This window comes from Streptomyces sp. KR80, from assembly GCF_052245555.1.
Lineage (GTDB): Bacteria > Actinomycetota > Actinomycetes > Streptomycetales > Streptomycetaceae > Streptomyces.
In genome coordinates this window covers 94,131-110,695 of the sequence record NZ_JBQQCD010000010.1, presented here as the reverse complement: position 1 = coordinate 110,695, position 16,565 = coordinate 94,131, and the positions used below count along the sequence as shown (strand labels likewise).

Here is a 16,565-nt window from a genome sequence, read left to right as displayed (position 1 = left end):
AGAACGCGTATGCAGGAACCACGGGGGCGGCTTGACACGCCGGTCGGCTGATAGTCTTGGCGGCCGGTCGGGGCAGCGCGCAGCGCATCGTCAGCCCCGGCTGCGGCGCGTGCCGCGATGAGATGTTCCCCCACGGGGGCCGACTGGAGGAGGTGGGGCTGCGATGGATCCGAGTCGACCGTGCAGTACCAACAGCTCTTCCGCACGCCGCCCGTTCATCATGATCTGACGGCCTCCGTACCCCGTAGCCAGGCGGCGAAACCCTCGAGGCTCAGGGCTCTTTCGGAAGAGCGAACTCGTTCCACTCGACCGTGTTGTGAGCGAATGCCGTCACCGTGGCGCAGCGGTACCACCCGCTTTGCCGACGTGCCGAGGACACGTCCGCATTGCCGGGCAGTGCCGGGAACCGCCGCCGACGGCCGGCCCGTGAAGGAGCCTGCCTTGTCGATGATCCGTGAACTGCGCGCCGCCGTACGCCCCGCCCTGCGGCGCGGGACCACCGGCTACGACCCGCGCGCCGCCGACCGGTCCGGCGCGCCCAGCTCCGTGGTGGACTGCGCGGTGTACCGGAACGGGAGCCGGGTCCGCGACCACTTGACCCCGACCGAGGCCATGCGGCGCGTGCGCTCCGAGGGCGGCTTCGCCTGGATCGGGCTGCACGAGCCGACGGAGCAGGAATTCGCCGGTATCGCCCAAGAGTTCGGCCTCCACCCGCTCGCGGTCGAGGACGCGGTCCACGCGCACCAGCGGCCCAAGCTCGAGCGCTACGACGACACGCTCTTCACGGTCTTCAAGACCATCCACTACGTCGAGCACGCCGAGCTCACCGCCACCAGCGAGGTCGTCGAGACCGGCGAGGTGATGTGCTTCACCGGCCAGGACTTCGTCATCACCGTCCGGCACGGCGGCCAGGGCTCGCTCCGCGCACTGCGGCACCGGCTGGAGGACGAGCCGGAGCTCCTCACCAAGGGCCCGTCGGCGGTGCTGCACGCCATCGCCGACCAGGTCGTCGACGGATACATCGCGGTGGCGGACGCGGTCCAGGACGACATCGACGAGGTGGAGATCGACGTCTTCAGCTCGGAGCCCGGAGGCGGCAGCTCGCGGGGCGGCGACGCGGGCCGCATCTACCAGCTCAAGCGGGAGGTCCTGGAGTTCAAGCGGGCCGTCTCGCCGCTGCTGCGGCCGATGCAGCTGCTCAGCGAGCGGCCGATGCGGCTGGTCGACCCCGACATCCAGAAGTACTTCCGGGATGTCGCCGACCACTTGGCGCGGGTGAACGAGCAGGTGGTGTCCTTCGACGAGCTGCTCAACTCCATCCTCCAGGCGAACCTCGCGCAGGCGACGGTGGCCCAGAACGAGGACATGCGCAAGATCACGGCCTGGGCGGCCATTATCGCCGTACCGACCATGATCTGCGGGGTCTACGGCATGAATTTCCGGTACATGCCCGAGCTCGAGTGGAAGTACGGCTACCCGCTGGTGATGACGGTCATCGTGGCCATCTGCTTCTCCATCCACCGGGGCTTCAAGCGCAACGGGTGGCTCTAGGCCTCGACGGGTCCGCTTCGCCGGTCTCCCCTGATCACCAGGGCGAGGCCGGTGAGGATCACGGCGAGCGCCGGATACGCGGCGGACGGCGGGGTCTGGCCGAGCCAGAGGGCCGCGATCAGGGCGGCACTCGGGGTCTCCAGCAGGATCGCGGTCGAGGTGACCGACGGACCGAGGCTGTGTACGACGCGGTTGATGAGGGAGTGCCCGAGCAGCTGCGCGGCGACGGTCAGCAGCGCCAGCTTCAGCCAGGTGTCGCCGCTGTACCCGGAAACGGCGGACCCCGAGACCAGGCAGGTGAGGAGGAGCAGCACGGCCGTCGTGGCGTAACAGACGTACGTGTACGCGGTGGTGCTCACCTGCCGCCGGACCTCGGCCCCGATCAGCACGTACCCCGCTGCCGCCATGCCGCCCGCCAGCGCGAGCGCGTCGCCCGCGAGCGCGCGGGGCGACAGCGACAGGTCGACACCGGTGAGCAGCACCACGCCGAGGAACGCGACCGCGGTACCCACCCAGACCAGGGCCGGCGGCCGGTGACCGCGCAGCCGCAGCAGGAGGGTGGTCCAGATGGGCGTGGTGGTGACGAGGGCCGTGGAGGACGCGACCGACGTCATGTGCAGACTCGGCAGCCAGAGCGCGAAGTGCAGCGCGAGGACGAGCCCCGCGGCAGCCGAGAGCCCCAGGGCCCTGCGGTCCATCCCCAGCAGCTCCGCGCGGTGGCGGAGCAGTGCGAGGGGGGTCAGCGCGCCGACCGCCATCGCATTGCGCCAGAACGCGACGGCGAACGCGGGCGCCGCGGTGGCCGCGACGAGCGGCGCGGACAGGGAGATGCCGGAGACCGCCACCGCGAGCAGAAGGAAATCGAACCGGGCGGCGGCCGTGACCCCAGGCGCGGGGCGGACGCGCTTCGCGGTACGTGCTGAGGCTGCGGGCACCCGCACAGCGTACGGCCCGCTCGCCGCGGCGAGCGGGCCGCCCCGGGGCGCACGGATGCACGCCCGCGCATCGCCTTCCTGAGGCCCGCGAAAGCGGCCAGGGGCGCTGCGAAGCCACCCAACACCCCCCATCGCAACGTGCACCCGACCGCACAAACGCCGCGAGTACGGACAGCAACGGGTGGGCGGGTGGGAGAGACCACACCCCGGCCGGAGGCCGGGGCACCGCGGCGCGGAGCGGCCTCGCCGGCGAGGCGTAGGGTGTTGGGCATGACGCAGAGCCTCATGGACCGTGCCCTCGTCGAGGAGGCCACCAAGAAGTCCGGCCTCATCTGGGTCCAGGCCGATGGCCCCGCCCGTGCCCTGTGGCACGTGTGGCACGAAGGCGCCGCCTGCCTCGTCGGTGATGGCCCAGGAGAGCAGCCGCTCACCGGGCTCGGCCTCGCCGACGGCGCGTCCGTCGCCGTGACCGTGCGCAGCAAGGACAAGGGCGGCCGCCTGGTGACCTGGCCGGCGCACGTCACCGAACTCGCCCCCGGCAGCGAGGCCTGGGAAGCCGCCGTCGCCGAACTGAAGGCGAAGCGTCTGAACGCCCCGGACGCCGAACGGGTCACCGAGCGCTGGGCGCGCGAGTGCCGCGTGCTGCGCCTCGAACCGGCGGGCGCCCTCGCCGAGCTCCCCGACGGCCGGCTGTCCGCCGCGCCGTTGCCGACCCCGGCCACCACCCGTCGGCCGATCCCCGCCGCGCTGCCGAAGCTGCTGCTCCGGGGCAGGCGCAAACGCCGCTAGTCCGCGGTGATCTGCCGCCCGTAGTCGACGACCTGGCCCTTGCCCGGGGCCCGCAGGGTGAAGTCGCTGTTCCAGTCGGCGAGTTGAAGGACGCCCGCGCCGCCCGCGCGCTCCAGGCGCAACGGGTAGGGCGTCCCTTCCAGGGACACGTCCAGCGCACCGCCGTCACCGCCAGCCGTGACCCGGATCGTACGGACCCCACCGACGTCACCACGCTCGCCCACGGCCAGTTCACCGTGCAGGCGGAGCAGCCCGTCGAGCATCAGATCCATGTCGGTGAAGCCGCTGAGCTGCTTGTACGCGGGGTCGGCGCTGGGCACCTTGACGTACTTGTCCTCGAGCTTGTTGGCCGCCTCAGTGACGGCCTTGGATCCCCCGCCGCCCTCCTGACGGACCCAGAAGTTCGCGTCGGCCTTCAGGAAGAGGTCGTCTCCCACCCGCAGCAGCTCGAACGTGCTGCCCTTGGTGGCGACCTGGCCGATCCCGCCGCCCTCCTCGCCGTCCTTCAACCGCATGTCGAGCTTGTACGTGCGCCCGCGGGTGACCACGCTGCCCGACAGCCGTACCGCCTCGGCACCGCCGACGGCCTGCAGAGCCCTGCTCTCGATCTTGGCCGCCGAGAGCTTGCCGAGGCCGTTCGTACCGGCGTCGGGGTCCTCCTCGGCACACCCTGCGAGAGCCGCCGTGAGCCCCGCGCACATCGTCGCCACGATCACCGCGTTCCAAGGACGGGGGAATGCAGTCACGTCCGCTCTGCCTCCTGGATGCGGTTGACCTCGACAGCAGTACGGCGGCAGCGTACCGGGGCCGTTCCCGGTGTCCGGAGGGCAGCCTTCCGGACGCCCGCAGCACGCTGTCGTGGACCGGGGCACGCTAGCCTGAACCCGATATCGCCTTATTTGTTCACCCATACGTCCATGAGGAGGCGAGCGCGATGGCGGCGGGCGCCCCTCGGATCTTCGTCTCGCACCTCGCCGACGTCGCGGTGTTCGACCCGCGGGGCGACCAGGTCGGCCGGGTCCGCGACCTCGTGGTCATGCTGCGCGTCGGCGGCCGGCCCCCGCGCCTGCTCGGGCTGGTCGTCGAGGTCGTCAGCCGCCACCGGGTCTTCATTCCTATGACCCGTGTCACCGGCGTCGAGTCCGGCCAGGTCATCACGACCGGCGTGGTGAACATGCGCCACTTCGAGCAGCGGCCCACCGAGACGCTGGTCCTCGGCGAGCTGCTCGACCGCCGGGTGCGCCTGGTGGACACGGGCGAGGAGGTCACCGTCCTCGACGTCTCGGTGGTCCAGCTGCCGGCACGCCGCGACTGGGAGATCGACAAGGTCTTCGTACGGCGTGGCAAAGGCGGCCGCCTGCGGCGGCGCGGGGAGGCGCTGACGGTCGAATGGTCCGCGGTGACCGGCTTCTCACTTGAGGAGGAGGGCCAGGGAGCCGCCAATCTGCTGGCCACGTTCGAGCAGCTGCGCCCCGCCGACCTGGCGAACGTCCTGCACCACCTGTCGCCCAAGCGCCGGCTGGAGGTCGCGGCGGCGCTCGACGACGACCGGCTCGCCGACGTCCTGGAGGAGCTGCCGGACGACGACCAGGTGGAGATCATCAACAAGCTCAAGGAGGAGCGCGCCGCGGACGTCCTGGAGGCGATGGACCCGGACGACGCGGCAGACCTGCTCTCCGAACTGCCCGACGAGGACAAGGAGCGGCTGCTCAAGCTGATGCAGCCGCAGGACGCGGCCCCACTGCGGCGCCTGCTGACGTACGAGGAGAGCACCGCCGGCGGGCTCATGACCACCGAGCCGATCGTGCTCCGCCCGGACGCCACGGTCGCCGTCGCCCTCGCCCAGGTGCGCGACCCGGACCTCTCCCCCGCGCTCGCCGCCCAGGTGTACGTGTGCCGCCCGCCGGACGAGACACCGACGGGGAAATACCTCGGGGTGGTGCACTTCCAGCGGCTGCTGCGCGAACCGCCGTACACCCTCGTCGGCGCGATCGCCGACACCGGGCTCAGCCCACTGCCGCCGAACGCCCCGCTGTCCGCGCTGACCAGCTATCTCGCCACGTACAACATGGTCGCGGCGCCGGTCGTCGACGAGGCCGGGCACCTGCTGGGGGCCGTCACGGTCGACGACGTGCTGGACCATCTGCTGCCCGACGACTGGCGGGAGACGGCCGTGCACGAGCCCTGGGGAGGCGCCCATGCCGGCTGACCGCACAGAGCAGCGCCCCGAGCGCCCCCGGATCCGGCTCGACCAGCCGCGGCCGCGCCGTAGACCGCTGCTCCCGGAGTACGACCCCGACGCGTTCGGCCGCCTCTCCGAGCGGATCGCGCGCCTTCTGGGCACCGGGCGCTTCATCGTCTGGATGACCGGCGCCGTCGCCGTCTGGGTGCTGTGGAACGTGGCCGCGCCGGCGAGCCTGCGCTTCGACGAGTACCCCTTCATCCTTCTGACGCTGGCCCTGTCACTGCAGGCCTCGTACGCCGCCCCGCTGATCCTGCTCGCCCAGAACCGGCAGGACGACCGCGCCCGGGTCGACCTCGAGCAGGACCGCGGGCGGCACGAGCGCAGCATCGCCGACACCGAGTACCTCACCCGGGAGGTGGCGGCGCTGCGGATGGGCCTCGGGGAGGTCGCCACACGTGACTGGATCCGCTCGGAGCTGCAGGACCTGATGCGGGAGCTGGACGAGATGCGGGAAAGCGATCTTTCCCAGGAGCGCTGAGGCGGCGCGGCCACCGGGCAGGTCGATGGGGCTGTGACGCCGCACACCGGCGGTCCTGAAGCCCGCGCCGGCGCCGTACCATCGACGGTATGGCTACCGACACTGCCCCAGGCTCCACCCCGCGTGAGGACGCGGTCCGCGCCGCGCTCGCGACGGTGAACGACCCCGAGATCCACCGCCCCATCACGGACCTCGGGATGGTCAAATCGGTGGAGATCGCGGCGGACGGAGCGGTCGCCGTCGGCATCTATCTGACCGTGTCCGGCTGCCCCCTGCGCGAGACGATCACCCGCGAGGTCACCGCGGCGGTCTCCCGGGTCGAGGGCGTGACGGGCGTCAACGTCGCGCTGGACGTCATGAGCGACGAGCAGCGGCGGGAGCTGGCCGCCTCGCTGCGCGGCGGGCAGGCCGAGCGCGAGGTGCCCTTCGCCAAGCCCGGCTCGCTGACCCGGGTCTACGCGGTGGCCTCCGGCAAGGGCGGAGTCGGCAAGTCCTCGGTGACGGTCAACCTGGCCGCGGCGCTGGCCCGGGACGGCCTGAAGGTCGGCGTCGTCGACGCGGACATCTACGGTCACTCCGTACCGCGCATGCTCGGTGTGGAGGGCCGTCCCACCCAGGTCGAGAACATGATCATGCCGCCCTCGGCGAACGGCGTGAGCGTCATCTCCATCGGCATGTTCACGCCGGGCAACTCCCCCGTGGTGTGGCGCGGGCCGATGCTGCACCGGGCGCTCCAGCAGTTCCTCGCCGACGTCTGGTGGGGCGATCTGGACGTCCTGCTGCTCGACCTGCCGCCGGGGACGGGTGACATCGCCATCTCGGTGGCCCAGCTGGTGCCGAACGCCGAAATCCTCGTGGTGACGACGCCTCAGCAAGCCGCGGCCGAGGTCGCGGAGCGAGCCGGAGCGATCGCCGTGCAGACCCACCAGAAGATCGTCGGCGTGGTCGAGAACATGTCCGGGATGCCCTGCCCGCACTGCGACGAGATCGTGGACGTCTTCGGCAGCGGCGGCGGTGCCCGGGTCGCCGACGGGCTGACCCGGATCACGGGCGCCGAGGTGCCGGTTCTGGGCACCATCCCGATCGACGTGCGGCTGCGGGAAGGCAGCGACGAGGGGAAGCCCGTCGTCATCACCGACCCGGACTCGCCGGCGGGCAGCGCACTGCGGGACATCGCGGGCAAGCTGGGCGCGCGGCAGCGCGGCCTGGCCGGCATGTCGCTGGGGATCACGCCGCGCAACAAGTTCTGAGGACTTCGGCGGATTCGGCAGATGACGCCGGCGGGGCCCGCACCCGGAACCGTACGGACCGGGGGCGGGCCCCGCCGCCTCACTCCGCGTACTCGGCGATGTCCTTGATGACCGAGAAGCCGAGGCCGTAGGCGCTCATTCCGCGCCCGTACGCCCCGATGTGCACCCCGGTGCCCGCACCGGCTCCACCGAAGCGGCTGTCGCCGCGCCCATAGGTGGCCGATCCGGCGAGCACCCAGCCGTACTCGGACTCGCGGTAGTGGAACGGCGTCGGCACCCCGTCCACCGGCAGCGTCAGGGTCGTCCAGGCCGGCCCTTCCAGGTCGTCGGCCAGCTCCCAGGCGATCGCGGTCTGCTGCTCCAGCCAGTCGTCGCGCAGCGCGCGCTCCATCTGGGACGGCCAGGTGCAGGAGAGCAGGCCGGATCCGGCCAGCCAGGCCACCGAGGAGACCGAGGTGGCCTCCAGGACGCCCGTGCCGTCCGCGCTGCGCCGCACCGGTCGGCCGGCGACCGTCACGACGACTGCGAACCGCTGCTTGTGATGCTCGGCCTCGACTCGGACGGTGGGCTCCTCGCCGTGACCCGTCGAACCGTACTCGACCGTGCCGTCGGCGGCCGTGCCCACCTGCATCGGCCAGCGCGGGCCGGTGAACGCCTCGTCCAGCCCGTACCAGGGAAAGTCGGCCAGGAGATAGCCGTCGAGGCTGCCGCGTGTGCCCGGCATGTCCCGTGCCTCTCGTCCGGCCTCCACGTCGTCGGGCGTGCTGGGCGCGCCGGGCGATACGTTCGCCCCTGCCCGACTCGTCGTCTCCATCTGCGTGGCGCCTCCTCGTAGCCCCGTCAGTCTGAGGGTGATTCACCCACCTCGACGATCTCACCCCGGACACAGGGAGGATAGCCACACTGGTCGGTTCTGTCGGACATACGGGGGATCAGGTGGCGTCGGAGTCAAAGGGCGGACGCTCGCCCTGGTCGAGTGAATCGCGCTTGCGCAGCAGGTCGGAGCCCCCGGAGCCGCTGGCAGCGGTGCCCGAGGACGTGCCGGAGGACTCTTTGGAGCTGCTGCCGCCGACCGTGGCGGTGTCACTCGCCCGACCGTTCACCGCGTCCGTGATCTCGGACATCTCCTTGCGGAAGTCGAAGCCGTTGCGGATCTCCTTGAGCCCCAGGTCGTCGTTGTCCATGAGCTGCTTGCGGACGAACGTCTTGGGGTTGAGGTCCTCGAACTCGAAGTCCTTGAACTCCGGTCCCAGCTCGGAGCGGATGTCCGCCTTGGCGTTCTCGGAGAAGTCGCGGATCTTGCGGATGAACCGGGAGATGTCCTGGATCAGCTTGGGAAGCTTGTCCGGACCGAAGATGAGCACCGCAAGGATCAGGAGCGCGACCAGCTCGAGTGCGCCTATGTCATTGAACACCTTGCAGCTCCTTGAGATGTCCACGGCCCGCAGGTCGGATGGGGTCTTCCGCCGGAGGTAGGGGACGGTCCGGGCTCCCGGCCCCTCCCCTGGTGGCGGCGCGGCGAACTCCACCACGGTACCCGGCGGCGCGGGGTCGGTGGTACCGAAGCCCTCGTCCCCGTCGGCGGGCGCCGGGGACGTTCGCTCGCTGGCCGCCTGATGGTCACCCGCGAGGGGGTGGGCAGCTCCGGCCCGGCGTGCCCGGCGTGAACCGCGGTCCGGCCTCCGGCGATTCAACCGCCGTTCGCTGTCCCCAGGACCAGCCGCAGCGCGCGCTTCTTGCCGTCCCGCTCCAGCGTCAGTTCCAGCCGGTCGCCGGGGCGGTGGCTGCGGATCTTGACGATCAGCTCCTCGCCGCTGTGGACGCGGGCGCCGTCCACCTCGGTGATCACATCGCCGGGCTCGATTCCGGCCTTGTCGCTGGGGCCTCCCGGGGTTACCGGGGAACTGCCGGGGGTGCTCTTGGTGCCAACCCGGGCGCCGTCCCCCGTGTACTCCATGTCGAGGGTGACGCCGATCACCGGGTGGGTGGCCTCGCCGGTGTTGATCAGCTCCTCGGCGACCCGCTTGCCCTGGTTGATCGGTATGGCGAAGCCGAGGCCGATGCTGCCGCCCTGAGCGCCGTCCAGGCCATCGCCCAAGCCGCTGTCGGCCGCCTTGATGGCGCTGTTGATGCCGATGACGCGCGCTTGGGAGTCCACGAGCGGGCCACCGGAGTTGCCCGGGTTGATGGGAGCGTCGGTCTGCAGTGCGTCGACGTAGCTCACATCGCTGCCGTCGCCCTTCTGGCCACCGGCGGTGATCGGCCGTTCCTTGGCGCTGATGATTCCGGCGGTGACGGTGCCGGCCAGGTCGTAGGGCGCACCGATCGCGACGACCGGGTCGCCGACCCGTACCGAATCGGAGTTGCCGAGGGTCAGCGGCTTGAGCCCGGAGACCCCCTTGACCCTGACGACCGCGAGATCGTAGCCGGTGTCGCGTCCGACGACCTCGCCGCCGGCCACCTCGCCACCGCTGAAGGTCACGGATATCTCGCCGTCCGAGCCGGCGGGCTGCACGACGTGATTGTTGGTCAGAATGTGGCCCCGCCGGTCGAGGACGAAGCCGGTGCCGGTGCCTGCCTGCTTGTCGCCGCCCTGGACGTGGAGCGTGACGACGCCGGGCAGGGCGGTGGCGGCGATCCCGGCGACGCTCTCGGGGTCGCGGTCGCGTGGCTCGGCGTCGGCCTGCGGCAGCCTGACCTCCGTGATGCCGCCGGTGCGCTCGATGTACGCGCCGATGCCGCCGCCGATGCCACCGGAGACGAGGGCGAGCAGCAGTGCCCCGACGAGGAGACTCCCGGCGCGCCGCGGCGTCCGGCTCGCGGGCGGTTCGAGCCCGCTGCCGACAGCGGCGATGGCCGCGGGGCCCGGGACGCTGCCGGACCCTCCACCGCCGAAGGCAGGGGGAGGGTCGTAGTGCTGCCACTGGCCTGTCGCCTGCCGGGGGACGGCACCTGCGGGCAGTGGTGTGGCGACCGGGGGCAGCGGCGTGCCTCCCGGGGGAGTGGCTGCCGGCGCGGGTACGGGATGGGGCGCCGCTGCGGCTGTTACCGCCGGAGGTATGTGCGTGCCGTGCGCGGGAGTTGCCACGGGTCGCTGCACCGGCGGCGCGGGCGCCCACGGCCCCGGCTCCCCGTACGGCGGCGTCCCGTACGGATCCGGTGCGTGCCGCGGCTGTACCGCCTCCTGTCCCCCGGCCAAGCCGCTGCCGAGCTGCCCCGCAGCGCGGCCTTGACCGGGTATCTGCCCGGCCGCAGGCGGCCGGGCAGATACCGCACCCGCTTCCGCCGGACCCCCGCCGCGAGACGGTGCGCCACCGGGGCTGTCGCCTTCGGTGTGCCCGCCTGACGGTGCGCCACCGGGGCCGCCCCTGACGGTTTGCCCGCCCGGCGGGGCCGCGTCGCCCTCCCTGTCGCCCGCCGCGGCAGGTGCATCGGCATCGCTCTGCAACGCCTCGGGCGCCGCGGGGCTGACTGCCTCCGCCATGGCGGGCCGAACCCCCTCGCCTTTCCGTCCATCCGACGGGCCGTCGGCCAGCTCACCCCGAGAGGCCGACGCAGAACCGTCCCCCGCCGCACCGTCCTCCGCACCCGACTCGGGCCGGGCCGACGACTCGCCGGAAGGGACGTCGGCGCCGGGCAGAGCCCCGGCGCCGGCGGGTGCGCTCGAGGCGACATCATGGCGCTGCGGGGCCCCTGATGGGGCGCTCGATGGGCCGCTCGTCGAGTCGGCGCCGGACGGCAGGCCACTCCCGTCGACGACGGGAGTGGCCTCGGTGGTCTCCAGGGGTGCGGTGTTTCCCGGGTGGCCGCCGAGGCCACGCCGGGGTCGGCTCCACCACTTCGGCTTCGGCCCGGCGGCCTTCCCCTCGTTCATGCTCTCCCCAAAGTTCGCCCACGGCCGCCACGGGCCGTGCCACCAACCGGCCCGCACCAGCGGTCCTTCGGGGATTCAACCAGGTCCCCGCAGCTCCGCGCAGCGATCTGTCAGTGGGCAGGGGCGTGGGATCGCTCAGACGCGGTCGCCGAACCGACAAGCGGTGCCGCCCGGTTCGGCTGCGGGGAGGGGGGCGAGGCGTGGTGGCTCGCCGCCGGAGAGGAGGTGAGACCGGCCAGGATGCCGCCGAAGGGGGCAGCATCCTGTGCACCGGGGGCCACTGGGGGGCGTATCAGCGGTGACAGCACCATCGATGCCGGCAGCTGAGCCGACGCGTGCGTGGTCGGCGCGAGGAACGACGGTCCAACGCCCTCCGGTGCTCGGAGCAGGAAGGGATGAGTGTCCGATGCGGCCAGCAGCGCGTCACCACCGCTCACCGATACCGCGCCACCCGGCTGGGGCGTACGCGCGGGTCTCGCCGTAGCGCCCGTGCCCTCACCGCGTCCGGACTGCGCATCGACGGCCGCCTCGAGCGGCAGCGCTCCACCGAGCGCGAACGCCGCCAGCGACACCGCTCCGGCCGCGGCGAACGCGAGCCGCCGGCCTCGGGAGGCCGACCGCTCCATGTCGTGGATGCGGAATCCGCTGTCCCGGGACGCGCGCCGGCCGCCATGGCTGTCGGCCGGGACGTAGGCGAAGCCTCCCGTGCGCACACCGAAGACCCCGCCGGCGCCCTGACCGAACGGGCCGACCGGGCCGTCGTTCTCGTCCGACAGCCCCTGCAGCCGGGCGAGCAGCCTCTCCGACGGCGGCGGTGGTGCCGCCTCGGCGAAGACATTCTTCAGCTGCCGTTGGGCCTCGGCCTCCGCCTTGCAGCCCCAACAGGTCGCCAGATGCGCCAGCACCCGCTCGCGGGTCTCGTGCTCGAGCTCACCGTCGACCAGGGCGGCCAGATGGTCGCCCAGGTGCTGTTCCACGGGGCTCGCGCCGCCTGATCCGGTCACGCTCCCCCGCCCTCTCCTGCGATGGCCGGGAAGACGGTGGCGAGAGAGCGCTGCTGCTCGGCGCGGGCCTCGGGCGACCGGTGCTTGAGTGCCTTGCGCAGATGGGAGCGGCCGCGGTGGATGCGACTGCGGACGGTGCCGAGCTTCACACCGAGGGTCGCGGCGATCTCCTCGTACGACAGCCCCTCGATGTCGCACAGGACCACGGCCGCACGGAACTCCGGCGCCAGGGTGTCCAGCGCCTGCTGCACATCGGCGTCGAAGTGACTGTCGTGGAAGTGCTGCTGCGGCGAGGGCTCACGGCTCGGCAGCCGCTCGGCGGCGTCGTCACCGAGCGCGTCGAACCGGATGCGCTGGCGCCGCCGGACCATGTCCAGGAAGAGGTTGGTGGTGATCCGGTGCAGCCACCCCTCGAACGTGCCGGGGGTGTAGGTGGACAGCGATCGGAAGACCCGGACGAAGACCTCCTGGGTGAGATCCTCCGCGTCGTGCTGGTTCCCCGTCAGGCGATAGGCCAGGCGGTACACCCGCGCACTGTGCGTGCTGACGATCTCCTCCCAGGTGGGAGGCGCCCACGTCTGCGCGTCCTGCTGGCCACCGAAGGACGCGGTGCCGGAGAAACTTGCGGTCGTCGGCGCGGAGTCGGTGGTTCGAACGCGGAAACGGTCAGCAGTGTCGGTCACGGATCTCGGCTCGCCGGCCGACCTGCGAAAGCGCCTCAGCACTCGGCGGTCACCGGCCGTAGCCGCACCTCCCCTGTCGGCTCTGGTGGTGTCCAGTAGAGCCCCTACCATATCCACCTCGCCCGTTAGCTCCGGATAAGGATCTTTGACCCTGTTTTTGGCCACCACTCCCCCGTTCTCTCCTACCCGTCCCCTCCCTGGTAACGCCCGGTCCCATCAGCGGGTTCCCGGGCCAACGGATACAGTCACGTTTGCGTCGACTACGGGGACAGGAGAGGGCCATTACCGGCAACCGGCAGACGAGCTGGGCGTTCGCCGATGCGTTCGTCGCCGAGGACGAGGCGCTGCGCTGGGCCCGTGACCGGGCCCGAGAGGCGGGCCTGCGCTCGGTGTCGACCGGCACCGGCGCCGCACTGCGCCTGCTCGCCGCCGCCGTGGACGCGAAAGCCGTCGCCGAGATCGGCACCGGGACCGGGGTGTCCGGAATTCATCTGCTGCACGGCATGCGCCCGGACGGCGTGCTGACCACCGTGGACCCCGATCCGGAACGCCAGCAGTTCGCGCGCCAGGCCTTCCGCGCCTCCGGCTTCGCCGGGAATCGCGCCCGAATCATCCCGGGCCGGGCGCTCGACGTCCTGCCCCGCCTCGCCGACGGCGGCTACGACCTGGTGTTCTGCGACGGCGACCGGATGGAGTGCCTGGACTACCTCGCTGAATCGTTGCGGCTGCTGCGACCGGGGGGCCTGGTCGTGTTCGAGGGCGTCTTCGCGGACGGCCGCACCGTGGACTCCGGCGCCCAGCCCGCCGAGGTGCTGCGGCTGCGCGAACTGCTGCGCACCGTACGGGAGAGCACGGCGCTGCTGCCCTCGCTGCTGCCGGTCGGCGACGGCCTGCTCTGCGCGGTCAAGCGCGGCTGATCGCCAAGGCCGGGGGCACCGGACCCGGGCCGGACACGCCGCTGCCCCGGTGGATGGCCCTCCCCCTGGGGCGGGCCCCATCCACCGGGGCAGTGAAACGTGATGTTGGCCCGGTGCCTAGCCGACGACCTTCTTCAGGGCGTCGCCGAGCGCGTCGGCCTCGTCCGGCGTGAGCTCGACAACGAGCCGACCGCCACCTTCGAGCGGAACGCGCATGACGATGCCCCGCCCCTCCTTGGTCACCTCGAGCGGGCCATCGCCCGTACGCGGCTTCATGGCCGCCATGCTCGTTCCCCTTCCTGAAACCAGCTCATCGTCAGCCGACGGCCCCATGACAGGCACCGCGTCATCGGCATCGAACACATTGCTTCCAGGCCATTATCCCGCATGGCGGGACCCGATGACCAACATCGGTCGGCATCCCTTCTGCAACGCGCTCTCGCAAAACCACCCAATTCGGCGATCCGCCTGCGATACTGCGCCGCTGCTCGACCGCAGGTGGGGAGCGTCTGTTTGACGCAGGTCACACACCCGCCGCCGATGCCACGGTCCGTGATCTCCGCCATGCTGTCCCGTGACTGATCACTGCCCGAGCGCTACGGAGGGGACCCCGCGATGGCCGACACCGTGCTCCACGAGGTGACCGACGGACTCGCGACGATCACGCTGAATCGTCCCGACGCCATGAACGCCCTCAACACCGAGACCAAGATCGCGCTCCGCGACAGCCTGCACCGGGCCGCGGACGACCCCGCCGTACGGGCCGTGCTGCTCATCGGCAGCGGACGCGCCTTCTGCGTGGGTCAGGACCTCAAGGAGCACATCGGTGCCCTGTCGGCCGACCGTGAGACGGGGAGCCGCGTCACGATGAACACGGTGCCGGAGCACTACAACCCCATCGTCACGGCGATCGCCGAGATGCCGAAGCCGGTGGTGGCCGGGGTCAACGGGGTGGCAGCGGGGGCCGGAGCGGGCTTCGCCTTCGCCGCGGACTACCGCGTCGTCGCAGACACCGCGGCCTTCAACACCTCGTTCGCCGCAGTCGCGCTCACTGCCGACTCGGGCGTCTCCTGGACCCTGCCACGGCTGGTCGGCCACGGCCGTGCGGCGGATCTGCTGCTCTTCCCGCGCAATGTGCCCGCTCAGGAAGCGCTGGAACTGGGCATCGCCAACAAGGTGGTCCCCGCGGCCGACCTCGCCGCCGAGGCGGAGGCCGTCGCACGGCGGCTCGCGGCGGGGCCCACCGCCGCATACGCCGCGCTCAAGGAGTCGCTCGCCTACGGGTCCGGGCACGGGCTGGCCGACACCCTGGCGAAGGAGGAGGAACTCCAGGCCCGCGCCGGCGCCTCGGAGGACCACTGGATCGCGGTGCAGACCTTCGTGAAGAAAGAGAAGCCGGACTTCACCGGACGCTGAGCGGTCGGCCGCCGGCCCCCTCCGCGCGGCGTGCGACGCAATCGGCCAGGTGGTCGTCGACCAGCCCGCAGGCCTGCATCAGCGCGTAGGCCGTGGTCGGTCCGACGAAGCGAAAGCCTCGCTTCTTGAGGTCCTTGGACAGGGCGGTGGACTCCGGCGTGATCGCAGGGACGTCGGCGATCGTGCGCGGCGCGGAGCGGCCGGCCGGATCGGGGGCGTACGACCAGATCAGTGCGTCCAGTTCGCCGTCCGCCAGCTCCGCGGCGACCCGTGCGTTGGCGATGGACGCCTCGATCTTGGCGCGGTTGCGGATGATGGCGGCGTCGGCCAGCAGCCGGTCCACGTCGACGTCAGTGAAGGCGGCGACGGCCGGGATCGAGAAGCCCTTGAAGGCGGCGCGGAACCCCTCGCGGCGGCGCAGGATCGTCAGCCAGGACAGCCCCGACTGGAACGCCTCCAGGCACAGCCGCTCGAACAGCGCGTCGTCACCGTGGACCGGGCGGCCCCACTCGGTGTCGTGGTACGCCAGGTACTCCTCGGCGGACAGGCCCCACGGGCAGCGGAGCCGGCCGTCCGGCCCAGGTACGGCCCCCGGGCCCACGGTCATGAGCGGGGCCCGCGAGTCCCGGGCGTCCACGGTTCGTCCGGGCCCTGAGTGTCCCGCGGACCGCCCTCATCAGGCTTCCTGAGGTGCGGCCGCCGGCCGAACGCCGAGGCCTGGGCGCCCGCGAGGGCCGCCTCCAGCTCGGCGATCCGCGCGTCGCGCTCGGCGAGCTCCGCACCGAGCCGGTCCAGTACGTCGTCGACGTCCGCCATGCGATAGCCACGCGCGGCCATGGGCAGCCGCAGCGCCTCGACGTCGGCGCGGCCGACGGGCCGGTCGGCGGGCAGCGAATCCTGGAGCCGGTCCGGCTGCGCGTCCGGCAGGGCGACGCCGTCGTCACCGCCGACCACGACGAGCGTGACCGCGGCCACTACCGCGATCAGCGTGACGAGCAGGAACCAGAACACGACGATCTCCCCGGGCCGTACGGACTGTCCGTCCCGATCGTGCCACGGATGGCCTCCGGCGCGGACCCCGGGGAAGAACCCCGCACCCACCACCGGCCTCCGGCCCGCACCAGCGCGGCCCGCCCGACGGCGCACCGCCATCAGCCCACACCACCGCCCGGGCACGGACGCAGGAACAAACCGCACCCCGCACCCCGCGGCCAAACTCACCGTCGGCAGTCTCACCGCCTCGGCCGGGCCCGGACCCGTGAACGAGCCCGCCGGCCCGCGACGCGCGCTCCGCAGGGAAAGACCGCGCGCCCAGCGCAGGAGGGCGTCCCGAGAGAGGTTGCAGTAGTCGGGAAGCTCGAGGAGCTGGGGCCGGCGACGCGCTGGGCTGGCGCCCGGGGCGCCCACCGGCAGAGTTAGGGTC

The 16,565-nt window shown here is 72.0% G+C and carries 17 protein-coding genes; 7 read left to right on the top strand and 10 right to left on the bottom strand.

Going from position 1 to position 16,565, the window contains the following annotated elements:
• The first annotated feature begins 441 nt into the window (after positions 1-441).
• Complete coding sequence (locus tag ACTWQI_RS16650) at positions 442-1,551, top strand: magnesium and cobalt transport protein CorA (RefSeq protein ID WP_443271178.1); 1,110 nt, start codon at positions 442-444, stop codon at positions 1,549-1,551.
• Here ACTWQI_RS16650 and ACTWQI_RS16645 read toward each other — a convergent pair.
• Positions 1,548-2,486, bottom strand: a complete 939-nt coding sequence (locus ACTWQI_RS16645) for a DMT family transporter (protein WP_443271177.1) — start codon at positions 2,484-2,486, stop codon at positions 1,548-1,550. The two genes, ACTWQI_RS16650 and ACTWQI_RS16645, sit on opposite strands and share 4 nt — an antisense overlap.
• Positions 2,487-2,756: 270 nt before the next feature.
• Between ACTWQI_RS16645 and ACTWQI_RS16640 the strand changes: the two genes are divergently transcribed.
• Positions 2,757-3,275, top strand: coding sequence for a hypothetical protein (locus tag ACTWQI_RS16640; RefSeq protein ID WP_443271175.1), 519 nt, complete (start codon positions 2,757-2,759; stop codon positions 3,273-3,275).
• Here ACTWQI_RS16640 and ACTWQI_RS16635 read toward each other — a convergent pair.
• Entirely contained in the window at positions 3,272-3,976 is a 705-nt protein-coding gene (locus ACTWQI_RS16635) for a hypothetical protein (protein ID WP_443271348.1), read from the bottom strand. The genes ACTWQI_RS16640 and ACTWQI_RS16635 overlap by 4 nt on opposite strands.
• A gap of 233 nt (positions 3,977-4,209) precedes the next feature.
• Here ACTWQI_RS16635 and ACTWQI_RS16630 point away from each other — a divergent pair, with 233 nt between their 5' ends.
• The 3 genes from ACTWQI_RS16630 (at position 4,210) to ACTWQI_RS16620 (ending at position 7,248) form a co-directional block, all read left to right on the top strand.
• Positions 4,210-5,484 (top strand): magnesium transporter MgtE N-terminal domain-containing protein, encoded by a 1,275-nt coding sequence (locus tag ACTWQI_RS16630; RefSeq protein WP_443271174.1) that lies wholly within the window; start codon positions 4,210-4,212, stop codon positions 5,482-5,484.
• Positions 5,474-5,998 (top strand): DUF1003 domain-containing protein, encoded by a 525-nt coding sequence (locus tag ACTWQI_RS16625; RefSeq protein WP_443271173.1) that lies wholly within the window; start codon positions 5,474-5,476, stop codon positions 5,996-5,998. The genes ACTWQI_RS16630 and ACTWQI_RS16625 overlap by 11 nt, the downstream gene beginning before the upstream one ends.
• Positions 5,999-6,087: 89 nt before the next feature.
• Positions 6,088-7,248, top strand: a complete 1,161-nt coding sequence (locus tag ACTWQI_RS16620) for an Mrp/NBP35 family ATP-binding protein (protein ID WP_443271171.1) — start codon at positions 6,088-6,090, stop codon at positions 7,246-7,248.
• A gap of 79 nt (positions 7,249-7,327) precedes the next feature.
• Here ACTWQI_RS16620 and ACTWQI_RS16615 read toward each other — a convergent pair whose 3' ends face one another.
• From ACTWQI_RS16615 to sigE, 5 genes are all read right to left on the bottom strand, one after another.
• Positions 7,328-8,062: a hypothetical protein gene (locus ACTWQI_RS16615; RefSeq protein ID WP_443271170.1), complete on the bottom strand. Its 735-nt coding sequence runs from the start codon at positions 8,060-8,062 to the stop codon at positions 7,328-7,330.
• Between the two features lie 118 nt (positions 8,063-8,180).
• Positions 8,181-8,663, bottom strand: coding sequence for a sec-independent translocase (locus ACTWQI_RS16610; RefSeq protein WP_443271169.1), 483 nt, complete (start codon positions 8,661-8,663; stop codon positions 8,181-8,183).
• Positions 8,664-8,938: 275 nt separating this feature from the next.
• On the bottom strand, positions 8,939-10,732 hold the full coding sequence (locus ACTWQI_RS16605; RefSeq protein WP_443271346.1) for a trypsin-like peptidase domain-containing protein: 1,794 nt from the start codon (positions 10,730-10,732) through the stop codon (positions 8,939-8,941).
• A gap of 500 nt (positions 10,733-11,232) precedes the next feature.
• A complete protein-coding gene (locus tag ACTWQI_RS16600; RefSeq protein WP_443271167.1) occupies positions 11,233-12,126 on the bottom strand; it encodes a zf-HC2 domain-containing protein in 894 nt (297 codons plus the stop codon).
• Entirely contained in the window at positions 12,123-12,920 is a 798-nt protein-coding gene (sigE, locus tag ACTWQI_RS16595; RefSeq protein WP_443271165.1) for an RNA polymerase sigma factor SigE, read from the bottom strand. Before sigE ends, ACTWQI_RS16600 begins: the two co-directional genes overlap by 4 nt.
• A 140-nt stretch (positions 12,921-13,060) precedes the next feature.
• Between sigE and ACTWQI_RS16590 the strand changes: the two genes are divergently transcribed.
• The gene (locus ACTWQI_RS16590; protein WP_443271164.1) at positions 13,061-13,726 is read left to right on the top strand and encodes an O-methyltransferase; all 666 of its coding nucleotides are present in this window, start codon (positions 13,061-13,063) and stop codon (positions 13,724-13,726) included.
• Between the two features lie 117 nt (positions 13,727-13,843).
• Here ACTWQI_RS16590 and ACTWQI_RS16585 read toward each other — a convergent pair whose 3' ends face one another.
• Entirely contained in the window at positions 13,844-14,011 is a 168-nt protein-coding gene (locus ACTWQI_RS16585) for a DUF3117 domain-containing protein (protein WP_003966491.1), read from the bottom strand.
• 330 nt (positions 14,012-14,341) lie between these two features.
• Here ACTWQI_RS16585 and ACTWQI_RS16580 point away from each other — a divergent pair, with 330 nt between their 5' ends.
• Positions 14,342-15,142, top strand: a complete 801-nt coding sequence (locus ACTWQI_RS16580; RefSeq protein WP_443271161.1) for an enoyl-CoA hydratase-related protein — start codon at positions 14,342-14,344, stop codon at positions 15,140-15,142.
• Here ACTWQI_RS16580 and ACTWQI_RS16575 read toward each other — a convergent pair.
• Both ACTWQI_RS16575 and ACTWQI_RS16570 read right to left on the bottom strand, forming a co-directional pair.
• Complete coding sequence (locus ACTWQI_RS16575; protein WP_443271344.1) at positions 15,129-15,749, bottom strand: DNA-3-methyladenine glycosylase I; 621 nt, start codon at positions 15,747-15,749, stop codon at positions 15,129-15,131. The genes ACTWQI_RS16580 and ACTWQI_RS16575 overlap by 14 nt on opposite strands.
• The gene (locus tag ACTWQI_RS16570) at positions 15,746-16,153 is read right to left on the bottom strand and encodes a DivIVA domain-containing protein (protein ID WP_443271343.1); all 408 of its coding nucleotides are present in this window, start codon (positions 16,151-16,153) and stop codon (positions 15,746-15,748) included. Before ACTWQI_RS16570 ends, ACTWQI_RS16575 begins: the two co-directional genes overlap by 4 nt.
• Positions 16,154-16,565: the final 412 nt, after the last annotated feature.